General features: G+C 41.5%; 11 protein-coding genes. 7 read left to right on the plus strand and 4 right to left on the minus strand.

From position 1 onward, the window contains the following. Window positions 1-13 precede the first annotated feature (13 nt). Genes VNE01S_RS11555 through VNE01S_RS11570 form a run of 4 tightly spaced genes read left to right on the plus strand, consistent with a single transcriptional unit; the run spans window position 14 to window position 3,966 of the window. Window positions 14-1,000: a cell division protein FtsZ gene (locus VNE01S_RS11555; protein ID WP_053394463.1), complete on the plus strand. Its 987-nt coding sequence runs from the start codon at window positions 14-16 to the stop codon at window positions 998-1,000. Next, window positions 991-1,707 carry an FtsZ/tubulin family protein gene (locus tag VNE01S_RS11560; protein ID WP_053394464.1) on the plus strand — a complete coding sequence of 239 codons (717 nt, stop codon included), beginning with the start codon at window positions 991-993 and terminating at the stop codon, window positions 1,705-1,707. The genes VNE01S_RS11555 and VNE01S_RS11560 overlap by 10 nt, the downstream gene beginning before the upstream one ends. Before the next feature lie 16 nt (window positions 1,708-1,723). Next, window positions 1,724-2,728, plus strand: a complete 1,005-nt coding sequence (locus VNE01S_RS11565) for a helix-turn-helix transcriptional regulator (RefSeq protein WP_162208407.1) — start codon at window positions 1,724-1,726, stop codon at window positions 2,726-2,728. A 2-nt stretch (window positions 2,729-2,730) separates the two neighbouring features. Further along, complete coding sequence (locus VNE01S_RS11570; RefSeq protein ID WP_053394466.1) at window positions 2,731-3,966, plus strand: PDDEXK-like family protein; 1,236 nt, start codon at window positions 2,731-2,733, stop codon at window positions 3,964-3,966. A 176-nt stretch (window positions 3,967-4,142) separates the two neighbouring features. On the opposite strand, the gene VNE01S_RS11575 is transcribed toward VNE01S_RS11570, so the two are convergent. The 3 genes from VNE01S_RS11575 to VNE01S_RS11585 form a co-directional block, all read right to left on the minus strand. Beyond that, complete coding sequence (locus tag VNE01S_RS11575; protein WP_053394467.1) at window positions 4,143-5,387, minus strand: flagellin N-terminal helical domain-containing protein; 1,245 nt, start codon at window positions 5,385-5,387, stop codon at window positions 4,143-4,145. A gap of 1,023 nt (window positions 5,388-6,410) precedes the next feature. After that, window positions 6,411-6,674, minus strand: a complete 264-nt coding sequence (locus VNE01S_RS11580; RefSeq protein WP_053394468.1) for a hypothetical protein — start codon at window positions 6,672-6,674, stop codon at window positions 6,411-6,413. A gap of 23 nt (window positions 6,675-6,697) precedes the next feature. Further along, complete coding sequence (locus VNE01S_RS11585; protein WP_053394469.1) at window positions 6,698-7,615, minus strand: hypothetical protein; 918 nt, start codon at window positions 7,613-7,615, stop codon at window positions 6,698-6,700. A gap of 242 nt (window positions 7,616-7,857) precedes the next feature. Here VNE01S_RS11585 and VNE01S_RS11590 point away from each other — a divergent pair, with 242 nt between their 5' ends. Both VNE01S_RS11590 and VNE01S_RS11595 read left to right on the plus strand, forming a co-directional pair. Further along, the gene (locus VNE01S_RS11590) at window positions 7,858-9,573 is read left to right on the plus strand and encodes a DUF3987 domain-containing protein (protein WP_053394470.1); all 1,716 of its coding nucleotides are present in this window, start codon (window positions 7,858-7,860) and stop codon (window positions 9,571-9,573) included. A 200-nt stretch (window positions 9,574-9,773) separates the two neighbouring features. Beyond that, window positions 9,774-10,757 (plus strand): tyrosine-type recombinase/integrase, encoded by a 984-nt coding sequence (locus tag VNE01S_RS11595; protein ID WP_053394471.1) that lies wholly within the window; start codon window positions 9,774-9,776, stop codon window positions 10,755-10,757. A 335-nt stretch (window positions 10,758-11,092) separates the two neighbouring features. Here VNE01S_RS11595 and VNE01S_RS11600 read toward each other — a convergent pair whose 3' ends face one another. Continuing rightward, on the minus strand, window positions 11,093-13,066 hold the full coding sequence (locus VNE01S_RS11600) for a TonB-dependent receptor (RefSeq protein WP_373278550.1): 1,974 nt from the start codon (window positions 13,064-13,066) through the stop codon (window positions 11,093-11,095). A 267-nt stretch (window positions 13,067-13,333) separates the two neighbouring features. Here VNE01S_RS11600 and fes point away from each other — a divergent pair, with 267 nt between their 5' ends. Next, complete coding sequence (fes, locus tag VNE01S_RS11605; RefSeq protein WP_053394473.1) at window positions 13,334-14,662, plus strand: enterochelin esterase; 1,329 nt, start codon at window positions 13,334-13,336, stop codon at window positions 14,660-14,662. Window positions 14,663-15,041: the final 379 nt, after the last annotated feature.

The raw sequence follows: 15,041 nt of genomic DNA on the forward strand, positions 1-15,041 counted from the left end.
AAGGTGGTTGAGCATGTTTTTACCAGAGCAATTGCATCGTATTGCTGTCTTGGGCGTAGGTTGTTGTGGACACAACGCAGTTAATTACTTAGCTCCAGATTTATCTGATGAAGTTGATTTATGGGTTTTTGATACTGATGCAAGAGGAATGAAAAGTAATGAACGGGTCAAAAGATTCGCTATTGGTAGTGAAGTTACTAATGGGCTGAGCGCTGGTGCTATTCCTGAAATGGGAAAAAAAGCGGTTGAGCAAGACAAACACTATATTGTGCAGTCATTGCAAGATTATGATCTAGTTTTCGTTACAGGAGGTTTGGGTGGAGGTACCGCAACTGGTGCAATTCCTCTTATTTGTGATTGGATGAGCGAAACTAACACAGTGGTTGTTACAATAGTCACCACGCCGTTTGAATTTGAAGGCATGAAAAAAACGCGACTGTCGCAGTTGGCATTGGATAGAATTAATATTACGGCTGATGCGACTATTGTCGTTGCAAACCAAAAGCTTTTATCAACACTTCCTAAATCTTGCACTCTGATTTCAGCATTTGAAGCCTCTAATCAGGTGCTTAAGCGTTCACTTATCGGAATTTACTCGCTGATATCAACTACTGGATACATCAATCTCGACTTTGCGGATTTACGTACGGTACTGCATCAAGCTGGCCCAACAGTTATTGGTTACGGCGAGGGAGTTGGCGAAGATAGAATCCAGAAAGCAGTAGAGGCCGCACTTGAAAATCCGCTCCTTGATGAGTTTGATATCGCTACAGCAAAGGCGGTACTTATCAATATAACCGCTGACCAATCTCTTGGCTTGGAAGAAATACACAGTGTAGGCGAAATGCTTACTGAGCAAATCCAAAGCGAAATTCCGATTATTATTGGTAATGTCGTGGCGACTACAAAGTACGACGAAGTCAAAATCTATGCGATATTTAGTGGTGTTCATTCTTTGGGGCCAAACGACACAGTGCAACCGAGGGCGTTATGGAAGTAATCGCTGAAGAAAAAACAGTGCATGAAGCTAATGATGGCGATTATGTGCAGTACCTAATAGTGTCCAATCATCACCACCCACTATCAAATTCAATAATGAGTTCGATCAGTAGAGTACAATTTCGTAGGATAGATAAAGTTACTCCCGACGATATACATGCGGCAGATTTAGTGTTTATTGTCGACAACGGATTTGATGAAGTCGAATTTTGCAATTTCAATAAGAAGCTAGTGCAGAAACGCGATCAGTTCAGATTAGCTTTCTGCCTGTGCCATAGCCACAGAAATCGATGGTATACCAGCGTAGATAGCGTATTTCTCACAAAAGGTGATGCTGAGCAACGTAATATCATTAACGGCTTGATAGAAAGTATTGAATTACAAGGTATGATATGTGTTGATTTTGCTGATATTTACTCCGTTTTTTGCAATATGAAGCGAAGTTTTTATTATCATGGGATTAGCGAGGGTAAATGGCGTTCAGTAGGAGCTATTGATGACGCGATAGAAAAACGGAGTTTTGAATGTAAAACGGCAATGGTGATCTTGCTGTCGGGACTTGAATTCACCTTAGATGACTTTGAGATGGCCGCCAATTACTTTTCGACGAAAATACCAGAAGATACTTGCTGTGTTTTTGCTCATAGGCTTGATCCTGACCGTTTGTACGAAGATCGATTTGAAGTAATGATATTCATTAATGAGTAAGGCAAAATCAGTAAACATGACAAATTCAACTAGCACCGTTACTCGCTTGTTTGAACTCTATCGAAAAATACCGTCTATGCATGGGGCTGGAGTATCAACCAAAGTACTGCATCAATACTTGCTTGAAGAGGGTTTTACGGTTTCCAAGCGAACTGTAGAGCGGGATCTGCTCAAGTTGCAAGAGATAACAAGCATATACGCCGAGCACACAGAAGATGGAAACCTATGGCGAAACTGCGCCAACAATATTGATTTGTTACCGACGATGCAACCGACCGAGGCGCTGTTGTTGGTTGCGGCAGAGCGTTTACTGCGCCATGCCATGCCACCTGAATCCATGTCACTGCTTGACCAGCGTTTGAATAAAGCAAAGCGAACACTCGATAAATCGAACCGCCTAGGTAAGTGGGAAAATAAACTGTATGTCATTGAAGGGCAGATACCTCATACTACTTATCCGCTAGACCGTGATATTTTACAGACGGTTTATGAGAGCGTTCTCGATGAAATCAAGCTCACTTTACACTACAAAAAACTTGGAGCTGAGAAAGCGAGTTGTTACCTACTTAATCCACTCGCCATTATTGTGCGTGAACACGCTCATTATCTGGTTGCAACGAAATCAGAGTCCCCTGATAGGCCACAGTTGTTTAACTTTAGCCGTATCGAATCTGCTGAATCACAGCTAAACACACTTGTACGCCCAAATGGATTTGATTTAACTGATTACATTGCATCTAATCCAACAGGTTGGCTGCAAGATAAAAATGTCCATACTATTGTAATGCGCGTGCGGTGGTTTGCTTATGACTGGCTGTGTTTTAACCAACTGCATCCAAGTCAGACCCTGACAGAGGTTGAGGATGAATGGTATCGACTCACTCTCTCTACCCATATTACCTACGATATAGTGGGGTGGGTATTAAGATTTTCGACTGATGTTATCGTTGAGTCGCCAACTTTGCTTGTCAATGAAGTGAAGGCACGTTTGGTCGAAATGATCGGGTTGTATGAGGATTGATAATGGCAACAAAAATTAAAACACCAAATGATGTTAGGCATTTATTGAGCCTAGCTAAGCATTATAAATCTAGCCTGATGGTGGAAGAAGGTTATAACCTTTTTAAAGTACTGCGTAGCCCTAGTGACGAAGTACGCTTGCATTCTCGATTTCTGGGTGACATTCTCAATGTAAGTGGGTTACATGGTTTGGGTGTTAAGCCATTAAAGCTTTTGTTTGAAATACTCGGCGTAATTCCAATTAATGATAATTTCAACTTCGAAATGCATGTTGAGCATAAGAATATTGATTTGTACTTAGTAAACAATACGACTAAACAAGCGTTAATAATAGAAAACAAAATTTATGCATTAGATCAGGAGCAACAGCTATTCCGCTACTATAATACTGCGATATCTGAAGGGTATACAGATGTGACGATAGTTTACTTGACGCTATATGGTAGTGAGCCTTCGCCATACTCGCTGAAAGGTGATAATGGTGTACTAGAACATCCTATAGTGCTTTTGAGCTATAAAAATGACATACGTAAATTCATTCAAAATCTAGTTGGCCAATCAGCACAGTTCCCATCTCTAAGAGAATCACTTATTCAATATCTCGAGATTATCAAAGGATTAACAGGCATGAGCACTAATGCTTTATACATAAAAGAACTAAAACAACTACTCCTTGATACTCGTACGGTGGATGTTGTGGATCCTTTGCAAGAAGCACTACAAGAGCTTAAATATGATGCAATATCTGGTTTTTTTTCCATGCTAGCTACGAAGGTAGAGTCAAGGATTGGAACACTTGCTTTTGATAGCGTTGTTGATTATGAGAGTGCATGCAAAGTTGTAACTTCTTATTTTACTCGCGGAGGTGCTCGAAAAGTTGCAGTGTCTTACCCCTTAGCGGATTACCCAGGCTGTGAATTAGCTATACAGCTTGAAGGTGGTGAACAATTGTTCTTTGGTATAACAAACGATCCAGAAAACAAAAATGAAAGGTTGAGGTCAATAGTTCCAGTCAGTGGCTATAAAAGTGACGAACTGTGGTGGCCTGTATACAAATACGTAAACTTTGAAGGGTATTGGAATCTAAATACTCTATCTTCTTCAGAGGTAATGAAGCTACATGATCAGAATTTCCTTGAAGAGTTCACAGACTATATCGTTCAAGAAATGGAGCTTTTAAAAGTACATTTTGCAGTGAATAAGAGTAAGTGGCTTAGTGAATTTGGCCATTTAATTTGATGGTTTGCAATACCTAGAATTATCCGTGCGATGCTAGTTTAGCAAGCTCACTGACACGTTTCTGTCCATCAATGTGTTAAAAACTTAAATGAAATGCTGCGTTTAAAGATAGTACTTAGTACTGACACAAGCTTGCACAGTAAATAACATTACATTGTCACCGTTATTTTGGTTCATCAACTCACCAGAAGGCTAGAAGCACTTTTAGGTAGATTTTTGGCCTGCGCCATCATGCTTGTAGCTGCTTGGCTACGTATCTGTTCAGAGGCAAGCTTAGAGGTAGCCTTGGCAAAATCTGTGTCCTTTATCCTACTGTGGCTTGCTGAAACATTGATGTTTTGACTAAATAAGTTGTTTGAGGCCTTTTCTAACCGGTTCATAGTAGACCCAAGCTCCGCACGGTACGAGTCAATCATTTTCAACAAACCATCACAGTGTGAGGGGCGAGAGTGATCAAACTTACTCGGTTCAGTGCGCAAATACCGATCCAAATTTGGATTTATTCCAACTACACTATCTCTCAGTGTAAAAGAACTAAGAACAATGGGCGCTAACGGATTAGACCCTAAAGGCAAAACGTACCCATCTTCGCCTTCAGCAGTTTTGAAGGGTTCAAGTCCATAACCTATTATCTTCAAACTGCCATCTTGCGCCCATACCGCCTGAGAATAACCAACATAAACTCCCTTATTGCCTTTGCTATCTTCCCCGTTGGCCAACGTAAACCTATTAGACTCAAACGGTAACTCTTTATTTAACTTATCAACTACACCTTCTAAATCCATTCCAGCCTCGAATTCTATTTTTTTAATGCCGGTATCCCTTGTTAAAATTTCGATATAGTTATTTTCAGTTGTTCGCCAATCTTGGGGAACAACCATTGAAAACATAAAGCCGACAACAGAAGATTGGTGGCGATAAGAACTACTCAAATTTAAGCTTGGCAGTATTATTGACTCGCCGGAGTTAGCACCAACTTGGGCTTTAACCTCATCCTCTGAGCCATTTAACAAGCTTTTTCCAGCAAATGTCGTCGCTTCAACGATTCGATCCATCTCATCGAGCAAATCTTTCATTTCGATTCGCATTGCCGCCCGATCTTCTTCCGTGTTGGATCCATTCAACGTTTGAAGAGATAGATCTTTAATTCTTAGGATTATATTGCTGTACTCTTCTAGTGAGCCATCAGTGACCTGTAGCAAAGAGAGCGCATCGTTAACATTCCGTGAGGCTACATCCAAACCCCTACTTTGTGTAGACAGCCTATTCGAGATCTGTAAGCCTGCCGCGTCATCACTGGCTGAATTTATCTGACTACCTGAACTTAAGGCAGTCATTGTCTTCTGTGCTTGAGAATTTACGTCCCCCAGCTTTTTCTGAATCGATAAAGCGGTGGGGTTTGATAGTATTGTTAGCGCCATCTGTGATTTCTTTTACGGTTACACTTCTGTATGCCTAGCAATTCATATACCACTTGTTTTAGTGTCCATTGTTAAACTTAGAGGGGCGTCAGGTAAGTTGAAGGGCAATACTATGCCGCACGCGGCAACAAACCATTGAAAAAAGGCACCATAAAAGAATTTTTCATATAGGTGCCCTAATATGATCTGCCTACAGAAAATATGATAAGGTTTAGGAGGGTGAGTGGTTAAAGTTGTTTGTTAGTTCTCAAACTTGCTCGATTTTGATTGTAACGAGCCACGTTAAACCCATTTTTAAAATCGTCTGAAGCCTCAGTAATGCAGTCCGACCACACTCAATATTGCGAAACACAAAGAGAAAACATGAATAAGTATTCTGTATCTGTATCTCCTTTCATTAAATTAACTTTATCTTGCTATTTGTCCCTTCGAGTGTTGGGTATTAAACGGATAATTGTCTGAAGTAATAACCCCATGCCACAGATACTCAATGGTGAGCTAGCGTTTAGACCTGCGTTATTCTTTGACTTTGACCAAGGATATGAGAAATAGCTGGCAGCATTTCGAGTGTTTACTGATCAATTTCAGAATATAAAGACTTGTATAAAGATATCTCCGAAATCTTGTATCGACAGTTGACCTTAGTCGCAGGTAATAACAATGTTGTTCATCGTAAAGATCACAGCCAGTTTAAAGATATTGGTAATCACAGGCAAAATTACTGAATAAATTTGCAGATTTACCTTATGGCTTGAAGCTAGATCATCTAGATGACTGTTGGTATCAGATTTAGAATGAAGCAATTAATAACTAGCTGAGTAACTCAATTGATAACCTATTAGTCTAAAAAAGAAGGAATTAAGCAAGAGAAAGCTGCTTAACGCTGAATGTAAATGCGTACCTTCAGAGATGGGGAGCACAAATGCATTGAATCGTCCCACAATTCCTTAATGGTTTCATTAGTGCCTTTGATGTTAAGAACCAATAGTTTGCCAGATAGGTGGCAAACTATTGGTTCTTTTATTACATCCTAGAACGGTAGGCAACAACGATGTTATAAGCAATGTGAGCGGCAATTTGGCTGACGACTTCTTCATTGCCTCGTTCAATGTTAGTTTTTTCAAGTCGCCATTGACAAATACGCTCATACAGCTCCCATTCTATAGACTGTTCTAACCACTCAGCGTCCATGGAAATATTCAGGTAACGTGCATCTTCGTCTAAATGCTTCTTTACTTTAGTTCTAATTTTTTGGTTAAAAAAGAATGGAGTCTCGTCAATGTTCATAGCATTTTTCTTAAACTTACAAATTACATCCTAAGGATGCAAAATTTATTTTTGACCTGATTCTTTAGCCTACTGTCTCCTGACTTAGACTCGATATTACACGCAAGCCGATCGAGAAGCTTATGCAGTTGATCAACTTCATTACTTTCCAACGCTAAAGGATCAAGTTTCAGCTTTTCTACTTCTCTCAAGATTCGATTTAATTGTCGGGTCATTTGTTTTTTGTCATATACGGAAAAGGCTCTGAGCCATTTTTCCGCTTGCCCTAGTACTCGGGATGTAAAACGACAGAGTTCCTGTTGGCTGTGGAATAAATGTTCATATTCACGCGCTGCTTTCACTTTCCAAGATGGTGCCCTTTTTTTCGCTTGGCCTAGGTAAGGTTTATGTGTTGTGTGAGAAGAGTGGGCTATCCCCATTTCTTCTAACACCGCTTGGTTAAAAGCATTCTTTATCTGGGACAAAACCATTTTGCGTTGTAGATCTCTAAGATAGTGCCCATCTTCGGTAAATTTACCGATAAGCAAATGTAAGTGGTCACCAGAGCCTTTTGTTTCTGTATTTTGTTCTTGTTGATGTATGACCGCACGGGTTATCGGAGCGAGTTCCTTTGTATGGATGTTTAAAGACTTGGCGATCTCGTTCAACACGGTGCGTAACATGAGCCGCCATTGTTTAGCACTTGGTCTAATACCTTTTGGAAGCGTGAGTACAAACTCCATTGCAGGTGTGGGAGGTCGCCCTCCTCTACGGTTTTGGGCTTGTTTGAACTTATACTTTTCGCAGAAATGAATCATGTTCAGAGATTGTTTTTCATCACCATATAAGTTGATGATTTGCTGGGTATAACGATGGTTTTTGTGGTTTAAGTCTTTTAAATACCTTTCCCGAGCGACAACACTTTTTGTCGCTTCAGCGATGACAGTCCAGTTTTTGAGCATACCGTTTATTTATAAGATACAAATAAAATCCAGCAATACAAAACTCTACCTTTAGTCGACTTGTAGTCAAGATAGGCAAACCTTCCACGAACTCCGTACGCCTTAGGTTTGCCTACTTGTAAGAGGGGTACCCTCTTAACTCCCTTGGAGTATCCGATGGAGCCAGCCAACTAAAAAATTTTAAGTAGGCACTTGATTTTCTGTTTTGGATAAATGAACTTTGTTTAAAACAAAATAAAAAAATGAAACACAATCATTTATCTACCTCTTCTACGGAAGAGCATCATACGCAACTATTGTTGCCAGAAATAGAAACTGTAAATCAGGTTGCTACTGCAAATAAAACAAAGGAGAAAGCGGAAAAAGAGATGCGTTCGCAACAGAACGACCCTGCTCAGCTCGAACTGGAACTCGATTTCGAGACGGATACAGGCAATACAGGCAATACAGGCAATACAGGGATGTGGCGCTTACCCATACCATTGAGTGAAATCAATTTACCTGAAGTAATGCAACTTCGCGATGAAATGCTCCCCCGTGCGATACAAAAATTTGTTCGAGAGAAGTCTTTCAGTATCGATAATATGGCGCCAGACTTTCTAGCCGTGTCACTTATTGTAATGGGGGCTGGAATTATTGGCAGTAATGTAGAGATCGAACCGAAGAAAAATGATACGTGGCGAATAGCTGCTACTATTTGGTCATTACTCGTAGGTAAAGCCTCCGCAAGAAAAACGCCAGCTTTAAGCTCTGCCAATTCTTTCGTAGACAGGGTTAAAAAAGAAGTTATTTCTCCGCAGGTAAAAAAGCAAGAAAGCGTCTACAAGATCAAAAAGAAACGGTTTGATCAGATGCAGTCCACATTAGAAAAGGATCTAGAGCAAGCACTAGAGCAAGGCGATGATACGAGAATATCTAAAATTGCCGATAGTCTCGCTGCACTAGTTGAACCTACCTCTGTCGATCGTCGAGATATCTATATAAACGATAGTACGATTGAGGCTCTTACCATTTGCGCACAATCTAACCCTAGTGGACTTACCGTGGTTAGAGATGAGCTTAGCGGGCTGCTGAATATATTTAACCAACCAAACCGTTCTCACGAGCGAAGCGTATACCTAGAAGCGTTTAACGGTAAGCGAAATTCTTACGTTATTAGGCGAGTAGGACGAGAAGATGTCACTCTCGAACAACTGTTTGTTGGTCTCCTCGGCGGTATTCAGCCTGACATGTTAAAACCACTCATCACTTCTGCTATGAATGGACAAGCCGCTGATGGATTTTTAGAGCGTTGTCTACAAATGTCGGTTTACCCGACTTCAAACCAGCGAAAAGTCACTGATTGCAAGGTTTCAGAGCGTGCATCTAACGATGTATTCCACACTTTTTCAAAACTCGCCGAGTTAAATACCCCGAGAGAGCCTATCGTACTCAAGTTCGACTACGAAGCACAAAAAAAATGGAGTAAGTGGTCAGAAGAAGCACTGAGAGACGAACTCACATCTCCAACAGAGCTGGAGTCGTATCATGTAAAAAGACTAGAACACTGCGCAAAACTAGCCATGACATTTCATTTGCTCGACGAGGCATTCAAAACTTCACCCGATGGCGAATTTATGCCTCAAACGACTGTTGGTATAGAGAGCCTAAATAGAGCAATGGTTTGGATGCGCTATCTACGTTCTCATGCATACCGCATCATTGCATCGGCAAAAAATAGTAGTAGTGAAAACAGCCCTGCGTCAGTTTTGTTGTCTCGCCTAAACAAACTCAATGGACAGTTTACGATGTCCCAACTGTCCACTAAAGGTTGGAAAAACCTTACAAAAGCTGAAGAACGTCATGAGGCTATCGAAACTCTCCTTGCTCACGGTTACATAAAAGAGGCTCGGATTTTGATAGGCTCCTCGGCTAAATCAGTTAAGGGTTTCGTCATTCACCCTCACTATCAACAATAAAATGAAATAAGAAGCTTTTTAGACAGGTGGAGCTAACTTTCTCCTGTCTAAATTTTGTTCGAACTGCTTGTTTGTGTTGCACGTTTAAAACACTGTGTATCAACAGTTGATCAAAAAACACTGATTTTTCAACTAAATTTGCTCTGGCAGTATTTCAACTTTTAAAGTCGTCTCGTCACCAAACGATAGAGGCCGACGTAATGACTATAAAACGCGTAACACGAATTTCGGTAAAGACTGCTGTTAACTGTTTCCGTAAAGTAATTGAGCTTGATTCAAATCTAGCTAAAACGACGAAAGCTGCTTATCGCAGCAATTTAAATCTAGTAACCAAATTTCTAGGCAAGAAACTCCTTAAAGACGTTACCGCACATGATCTAGAGGAATTTCTGAATGAGATCCTACCGAATATTCCTCACAGACGAGGTGATGGATACAATACTAAAATGCGTAAAAACATCAAAACGGTGTTGAAGATATTGTTCTCTCACTACATAAAAATTGGTGAGTTACGCCGGAATCCGTTCGAGAATGGGATCAAGCTATACGCCAAGGATGATCTTAATTTCGTACTTCCCTATACGAAGGAAGAACTAAGAGCACTTGCAGCAGTTGCAGATGGCAGTGGCGTTGTTGAAGCAGTGTTATTTGCAGCTCGAGAGGGACTACGCCCTTGTGAGCTAATCGCCCTAACTGAAAGCTCTTACAGTCAAGATGATTCAAGACTCCAAGTCAAACAGTCCATGGCTTTAGGTCATATGAAATCGCCGAAGACAAATAGTTCTAAGAGGAACTTAGCAATAACGTCTCGATCGGAAGAAGTGTTGATTCAAATGATTCAAAAACCAAATAGGAAAGATGTTACCTACTGCCTTAATAACAACAGCATTACAGAGAAGTTCATCTTCACGAACCCGGAAGGGGAGTGTTGGGGTGATGCTAAGAAACTATCTCTCGCCCTCGTTCCTTATTTCGAGAAAGCAGGAGTTAAACCAAGGGGAGTTGCTCCAGCACGTCATTCTTTCATAACCAATAGCATTGAAAGCGGTATGTCATTTGAAGAAACCGCAGAATATGTCGGTCACAACAACACTACAACTATCAAAGAGTATTACCTACATTGGAAAGACTATTCTCGAGGAGTCAAATCGCTGCAACAGCGTAATGCAGAAAGTACTTTTTAAGATAAGTGTTCGAGATAAATCAAGCGCCCAAAGCTGGGCGCTTTTTTTGTTGTAAATAAAATTGCCGCTGTCACGATCTTTTGATACATTCAAGGCAGAATTTGTCAATTAACCCTCATGCCAACAAATCATAACACATTGTTAGTAAAGGACTTTGGCTTAAAGTAAATGTACGTCAGATAGTTTTCAAATCCCTATCTCTCCGCCACATTCGAAAAGCCCGCTGAGTAATCAGCGGGCTTTTTTCGTTATTGTGCCTAAACTAGACCATTTCTGCCATCTGATCTGGGTTTGTCCTATTAGAGATCAAGGTAGATGCAGATGATGGAGTTAGCTTAGAACTGGTAGTCAGCAACAATACCGAACGTACGCGGGTTACCCACTTCATACATACTGTTCTTATGTCGTATTACGTAATCTGAATCGGCTGCGTTTTTAACGTACCCACGCACAGTAAAGTTATCGACAGCATAGCCCGCATTCAGGTTTAACACGGTATAGTTTCCAGCAGTCTTACTCTCTGTATTGACTAAGTCAGTGTAGTAGTCAGAGACACGATTAACGCGCGCACCAAAGAACAGCCCCGAGTCTAAATGTTGAGTAAAGCCTAGCCCTACAGAGAGGTCGGGCGCATAGCTAAACTCTTTTCCTTTCAGTTCTTCAATGGTTCCTGAAGGCCCTTGGGTGATTTCTGTCCTTAATAGACCCGCGAATGCGAAAACGTCTAATCCTGAATCGAAGCCATAGGTTGTCTCGATTTCTGCGCCGTATGTTTTTCCTTCAGGAATATTGTCGATGTAGTTGTCAAAGCGATTACCACTGTCGCCGTATACGACGGTTTGGTAGTTTTCGTAGTCGTTATAGAAGACGTTTGCGGTAACGCCTAGCTTATTATCGATAAAGGTTGAGCGAGAGCTAAGCTCATAAGTCCACACTTCTTCTTGGTCAAATACAAACACATCTTGTTGGAATTCGTTATAACCAAGCCCGCCAGCGTTGTAGCCCTTACGTGCTGTTAAGCCGAGCATTGAGTTGTCAGAGACTTCAAATGTCAGGCCTACTTTAGGTAGTAAAATGGTATTGCGCTCGTCAGCTTTGAAATCAAGTGGTAATCGAGAGTGGTCAAAATCGCGTTCAAGCTCATCGATTTCATAGCGAGCCCCGAGTAAAAGTCCTACACGATTGGTGAGTTGAAGTTTTGAATCAAAGTAAACGGCGTGAGTTTGTACGTCATCTTTTCGATCCATTGAATCAGTTTTGGTGTTCTGATCTTTTAGATAGCTAGCGATACCCAAAGTAGCACTGTAGCGTTCATCCAGAGAGTCATAAGACAATTTGGCTTCTGCGGTATAGTTCTTCTCGTCTACATCACCCCACCAGGTAATACGGGGGTAGGCTTCAAACTCGGTTGAATAATCGCGTCTTGCTAACAAAACATCGAGAGCGAATTCGTCATTAATCAGATAAGCGATATCCAGATTTACGTTCCAACTACTGGTTTTCTGTCGTCGTGTACCGCTTCGGTCCGTGTATTCAAATGTCCCTTCCTTTGACACTAGGTTTGTATATTGACCTTCCTCGTTACGACTCCCAACGGTCAGCTTCGCGGTGAGAGTATCGTCATTCAAAGGTTTAAACAGCAATTTACCTCTTACATTGTGAGACTCGATATCCGAAGGATTCCATGGATATTGATCGTTATTAGGGAGGGAGTAATCAATCGGTGTATTGCCTTTTGTCCCTTCTGCTGCAAGTCGGAAAGCGAGCTTGTTATCGACAATCGGAGCGGAGAACGCCCCAGCTAAATGGTATTTGTTGTCTTCATTCTCATAGCCAGCACGAACTTTACTCTCGGTATAGAACGTTGGATCTTTTGTTTTGATCACCACGGCGCCACTGATGCTGTTTCTGCCTTGGTTGGTAGATTGTGGGCCTTTATAGATTTCTATTTGTTCGGTATCCCAAAGGCCTGCTTTGCCAAATGCTTCACCAGTCCAAGATTCGGATACACCGTCCACGGTTGTGTTTACGCGAGGCGTTGCACCCGTCATGAACGTTAGGAAACCTTCACCAGGCCCGCGACCATCAACTCCGCGTATATGAGGAACCCCAGATGGCGCGTTCAGAACGTTGGGCACACGATCCAGTAAGTCGTAGTAGGTCCGATCCTCACCGTTGTCCGCTTCTTCGGTAAATACCGTCACCGAACTGGTGTTTTCCGCCAGAGTTCCTCCTAGTCTTTCACCAGTCACGACGATTGTATCTAGACTCGTCACCTTGCTGTCTTCGCGCTCTTGGGCGTAGGCCATCGTGTTCAACCCTAAACATGCTGTACCAATAAGTACTGCAAGTTTAGTTTTGTTGGTGCGACAAATAGGAGTACTGCTTAAATCCATGGGCTTCATGACCTGAAAAATCCTTAATCAAAATGAAGAAAAGTCATCGGCATTGTAATGACAACTACGTGTGAATCGGCATGGATCTTAATGATAATTGTTTTCATTTTCAATGATGGTTAGAATTGTTTAATGTGATTTGTTTCATATTGAGAGAAGATAATGAGGTGGGATAGGCACTTGTCGGAAGTTGTTAAAACCAAAGAGAAAACAAGCCGTACTAGCATTGATAGCATCCTTGCAAGAACGGATTGCAGGGTTGGTGATAAAAAATGGTGGTCAATCATACAGTTTGAAGGCATACCAGTTACGCTCTCAGTTGATGGAGATGACGCGCAAGTCGCGTTTTTGTGGCGCGATTCTTTAGTCGATGGCATCTCTCAAGTGGAACACGTGTATATCGACATCAACGGGGTGACCGATCATCACAGCTTTAATATGGCTAGACTGACTCGTATAGAAGGGACGGATGTATGGTTCTACATTGCCAGACTCAAGCTGACTTGGAGAGGGGGATACGCGTTTATACCCGTGTCTGAACAACAGGCTCAGCCAGAATACACAGGGAGTGAGGAAGAGAAAAAAGCTCAGCATCGTGACTGGCTAAGAGCGATTTTTCCTCTCAGTTGCCGAGACAAGTTAAACCCTGCAGGGCTGCACCATTGTGATTGGGGCAAGGTAACCAGCCCTTTGTGTATGCCACAAGCGCTTGCGCAAGCAGACTGGCAACCATTTGATAACGCCGCAGGACAAAGCAAGCACAAGGCGGATCATGTTATTCAATGGCACAGTAATCTGCTAGACACAACACGTGAGATTTGGGTCTATTCGACGGCCTCTGGTTTCCCTGAACATCCACTGCCTCTAGTGTTAGTGCTTGATGGGCGTTTTTGGTCGCACTCGTTACCAATCTATGATGCGCTTTCATGTGCAACGCAAAAAGCAAGACTGCCTCAAGCCGTTTATGTCTTGATTGATGAAGTGAGCGGGCAGCAGCGGCGCAAAGACTTAAGCTGTAATCCTCAGTTTTGGCAGGCAATAACCAATGAGCTGCTTCCGTTGATTGAAGAGAAATTTTTGATCACTCAAGAGCCCGCGCGCACCGCCATTGTCGGGCAAAGCCTAGGTGGTTTAGCTGCTATGTATGCTGCGTTGAATTGGCCTGACCGTTTTGGCCTAGTGGTGTGTCAGTCGGGTTCATTTTGGTGGCCGGATGTTTCTCTTATTAAACCACCGAGTGAGTACTCTCCACCTTTAACCCCCGATTTGCTCAGTGAAATGAGCCAGAATATCCACGATGGGCTAGGTTCTAACGTGTGCTTAAACATCTTTATGGAGGTGGGAAGTGGTGAAGACATCATGATCGACTTAAATCAAGATGTATACAATCAGCTTGCGAGGCAGCAGCACCAGATTAATTACCGCGTTTTTGATGGTGGCCATGACCGACTATGTTGGAGAGGCGGAATCATTGATGGGCTGTCTTACGTGTTATCTGACTTTTTGTAGTGCCTGATCTCTTAAAATAGGGCACAAGTATGCGATGAGAACTATTAATTGACTAGACGCAGAAAATTATGGTTCAAAGTGTTTTATCAAGCGAATATAAAATAAGGGGTGAGTTATATTTTTACGAAAAATAAAAAATTTTATTTAAACAACTAAGAGGGAAATTGGTTTCCCATTATTTAAACTGTTGTAAATATTTTAATATTTTGAATTATAGAGATTTTACTTATGTTGAAATATTGGTTTTTGATGAGTTAATAATATGGGTCAATTTTGACTCATATTGATTTTCATCCAAGAGTTAATAAATGTTTATATAATTAAATTTAGAGTAAAAATACTATTTTAGGAACTGGACTCATATTTTTTATGATACTTA

It is taken from the genome of Vibrio nereis NBRC 15637 (genome assembly GCF_001591105.1).
Classification (GTDB): Bacteria; Pseudomonadota; Gammaproteobacteria; order Enterobacterales; family Vibrionaceae; genus Vibrio; species Vibrio nereis.

Bases quoted from the DNA above. Each gene is read 5' to 3' on its own strand.
- VNE01S_RS11555 (WP_053394463.1), top strand. From the start codon at position 14: ATGTTTTTACCAGAGCAATTGCATCGTATTGCTGTCTTGGGCGTAGGT.
- VNE01S_RS11560 (WP_053394464.1), top strand. From the start codon at position 991: ATGGAAGTAATCGCTGAAGAAAAAACAGTGCATGAAGCTAATGATGGC.
- VNE01S_RS11565 (WP_162208407.1), top strand. From the start codon at position 1,724: ATGACAAATTCAACTAGCACCGTTACTCGCTTGTTTGAACTCTATCGA.
- VNE01S_RS11570 (WP_053394466.1), top strand. From the start codon at position 2,731: ATGGCAACAAAAATTAAAACACCAAATGATGTTAGGCATTTATTGAGC.
- VNE01S_RS11575 (WP_053394467.1), bottom strand. From the start codon at position 5,387: ATGGCGCTAACAATACTATCAAACCCCACCGCTTTATCGATTCAGAAA.
- VNE01S_RS11580 (WP_053394468.1), bottom strand. From the start codon at position 6,674: ATGAACATTGACGAGACTCCATTCTTTTTTAACCAAAAAATTAGAACT.
- VNE01S_RS11585 (WP_053394469.1), bottom strand. From the start codon at position 7,615: ATGCTCAAAAACTGGACTGTCATCGCTGAAGCGACAAAAAGTGTTGTC.
- VNE01S_RS11590 (WP_053394470.1), top strand. From the start codon at position 7,858: ATGAAACACAATCATTTATCTACCTCTTCTACGGAAGAGCATCATACG.
- VNE01S_RS11595 (WP_053394471.1), top strand. From the start codon at position 9,774: ATGACTATAAAACGCGTAACACGAATTTCGGTAAAGACTGCTGTTAAC.
- VNE01S_RS11600 (WP_373278550.1), bottom strand. From the start codon at position 13,066: ATGGCCTACGCCCAAGAGCGCGAAGACAGCAAGGTGACGAGTCTAGAT.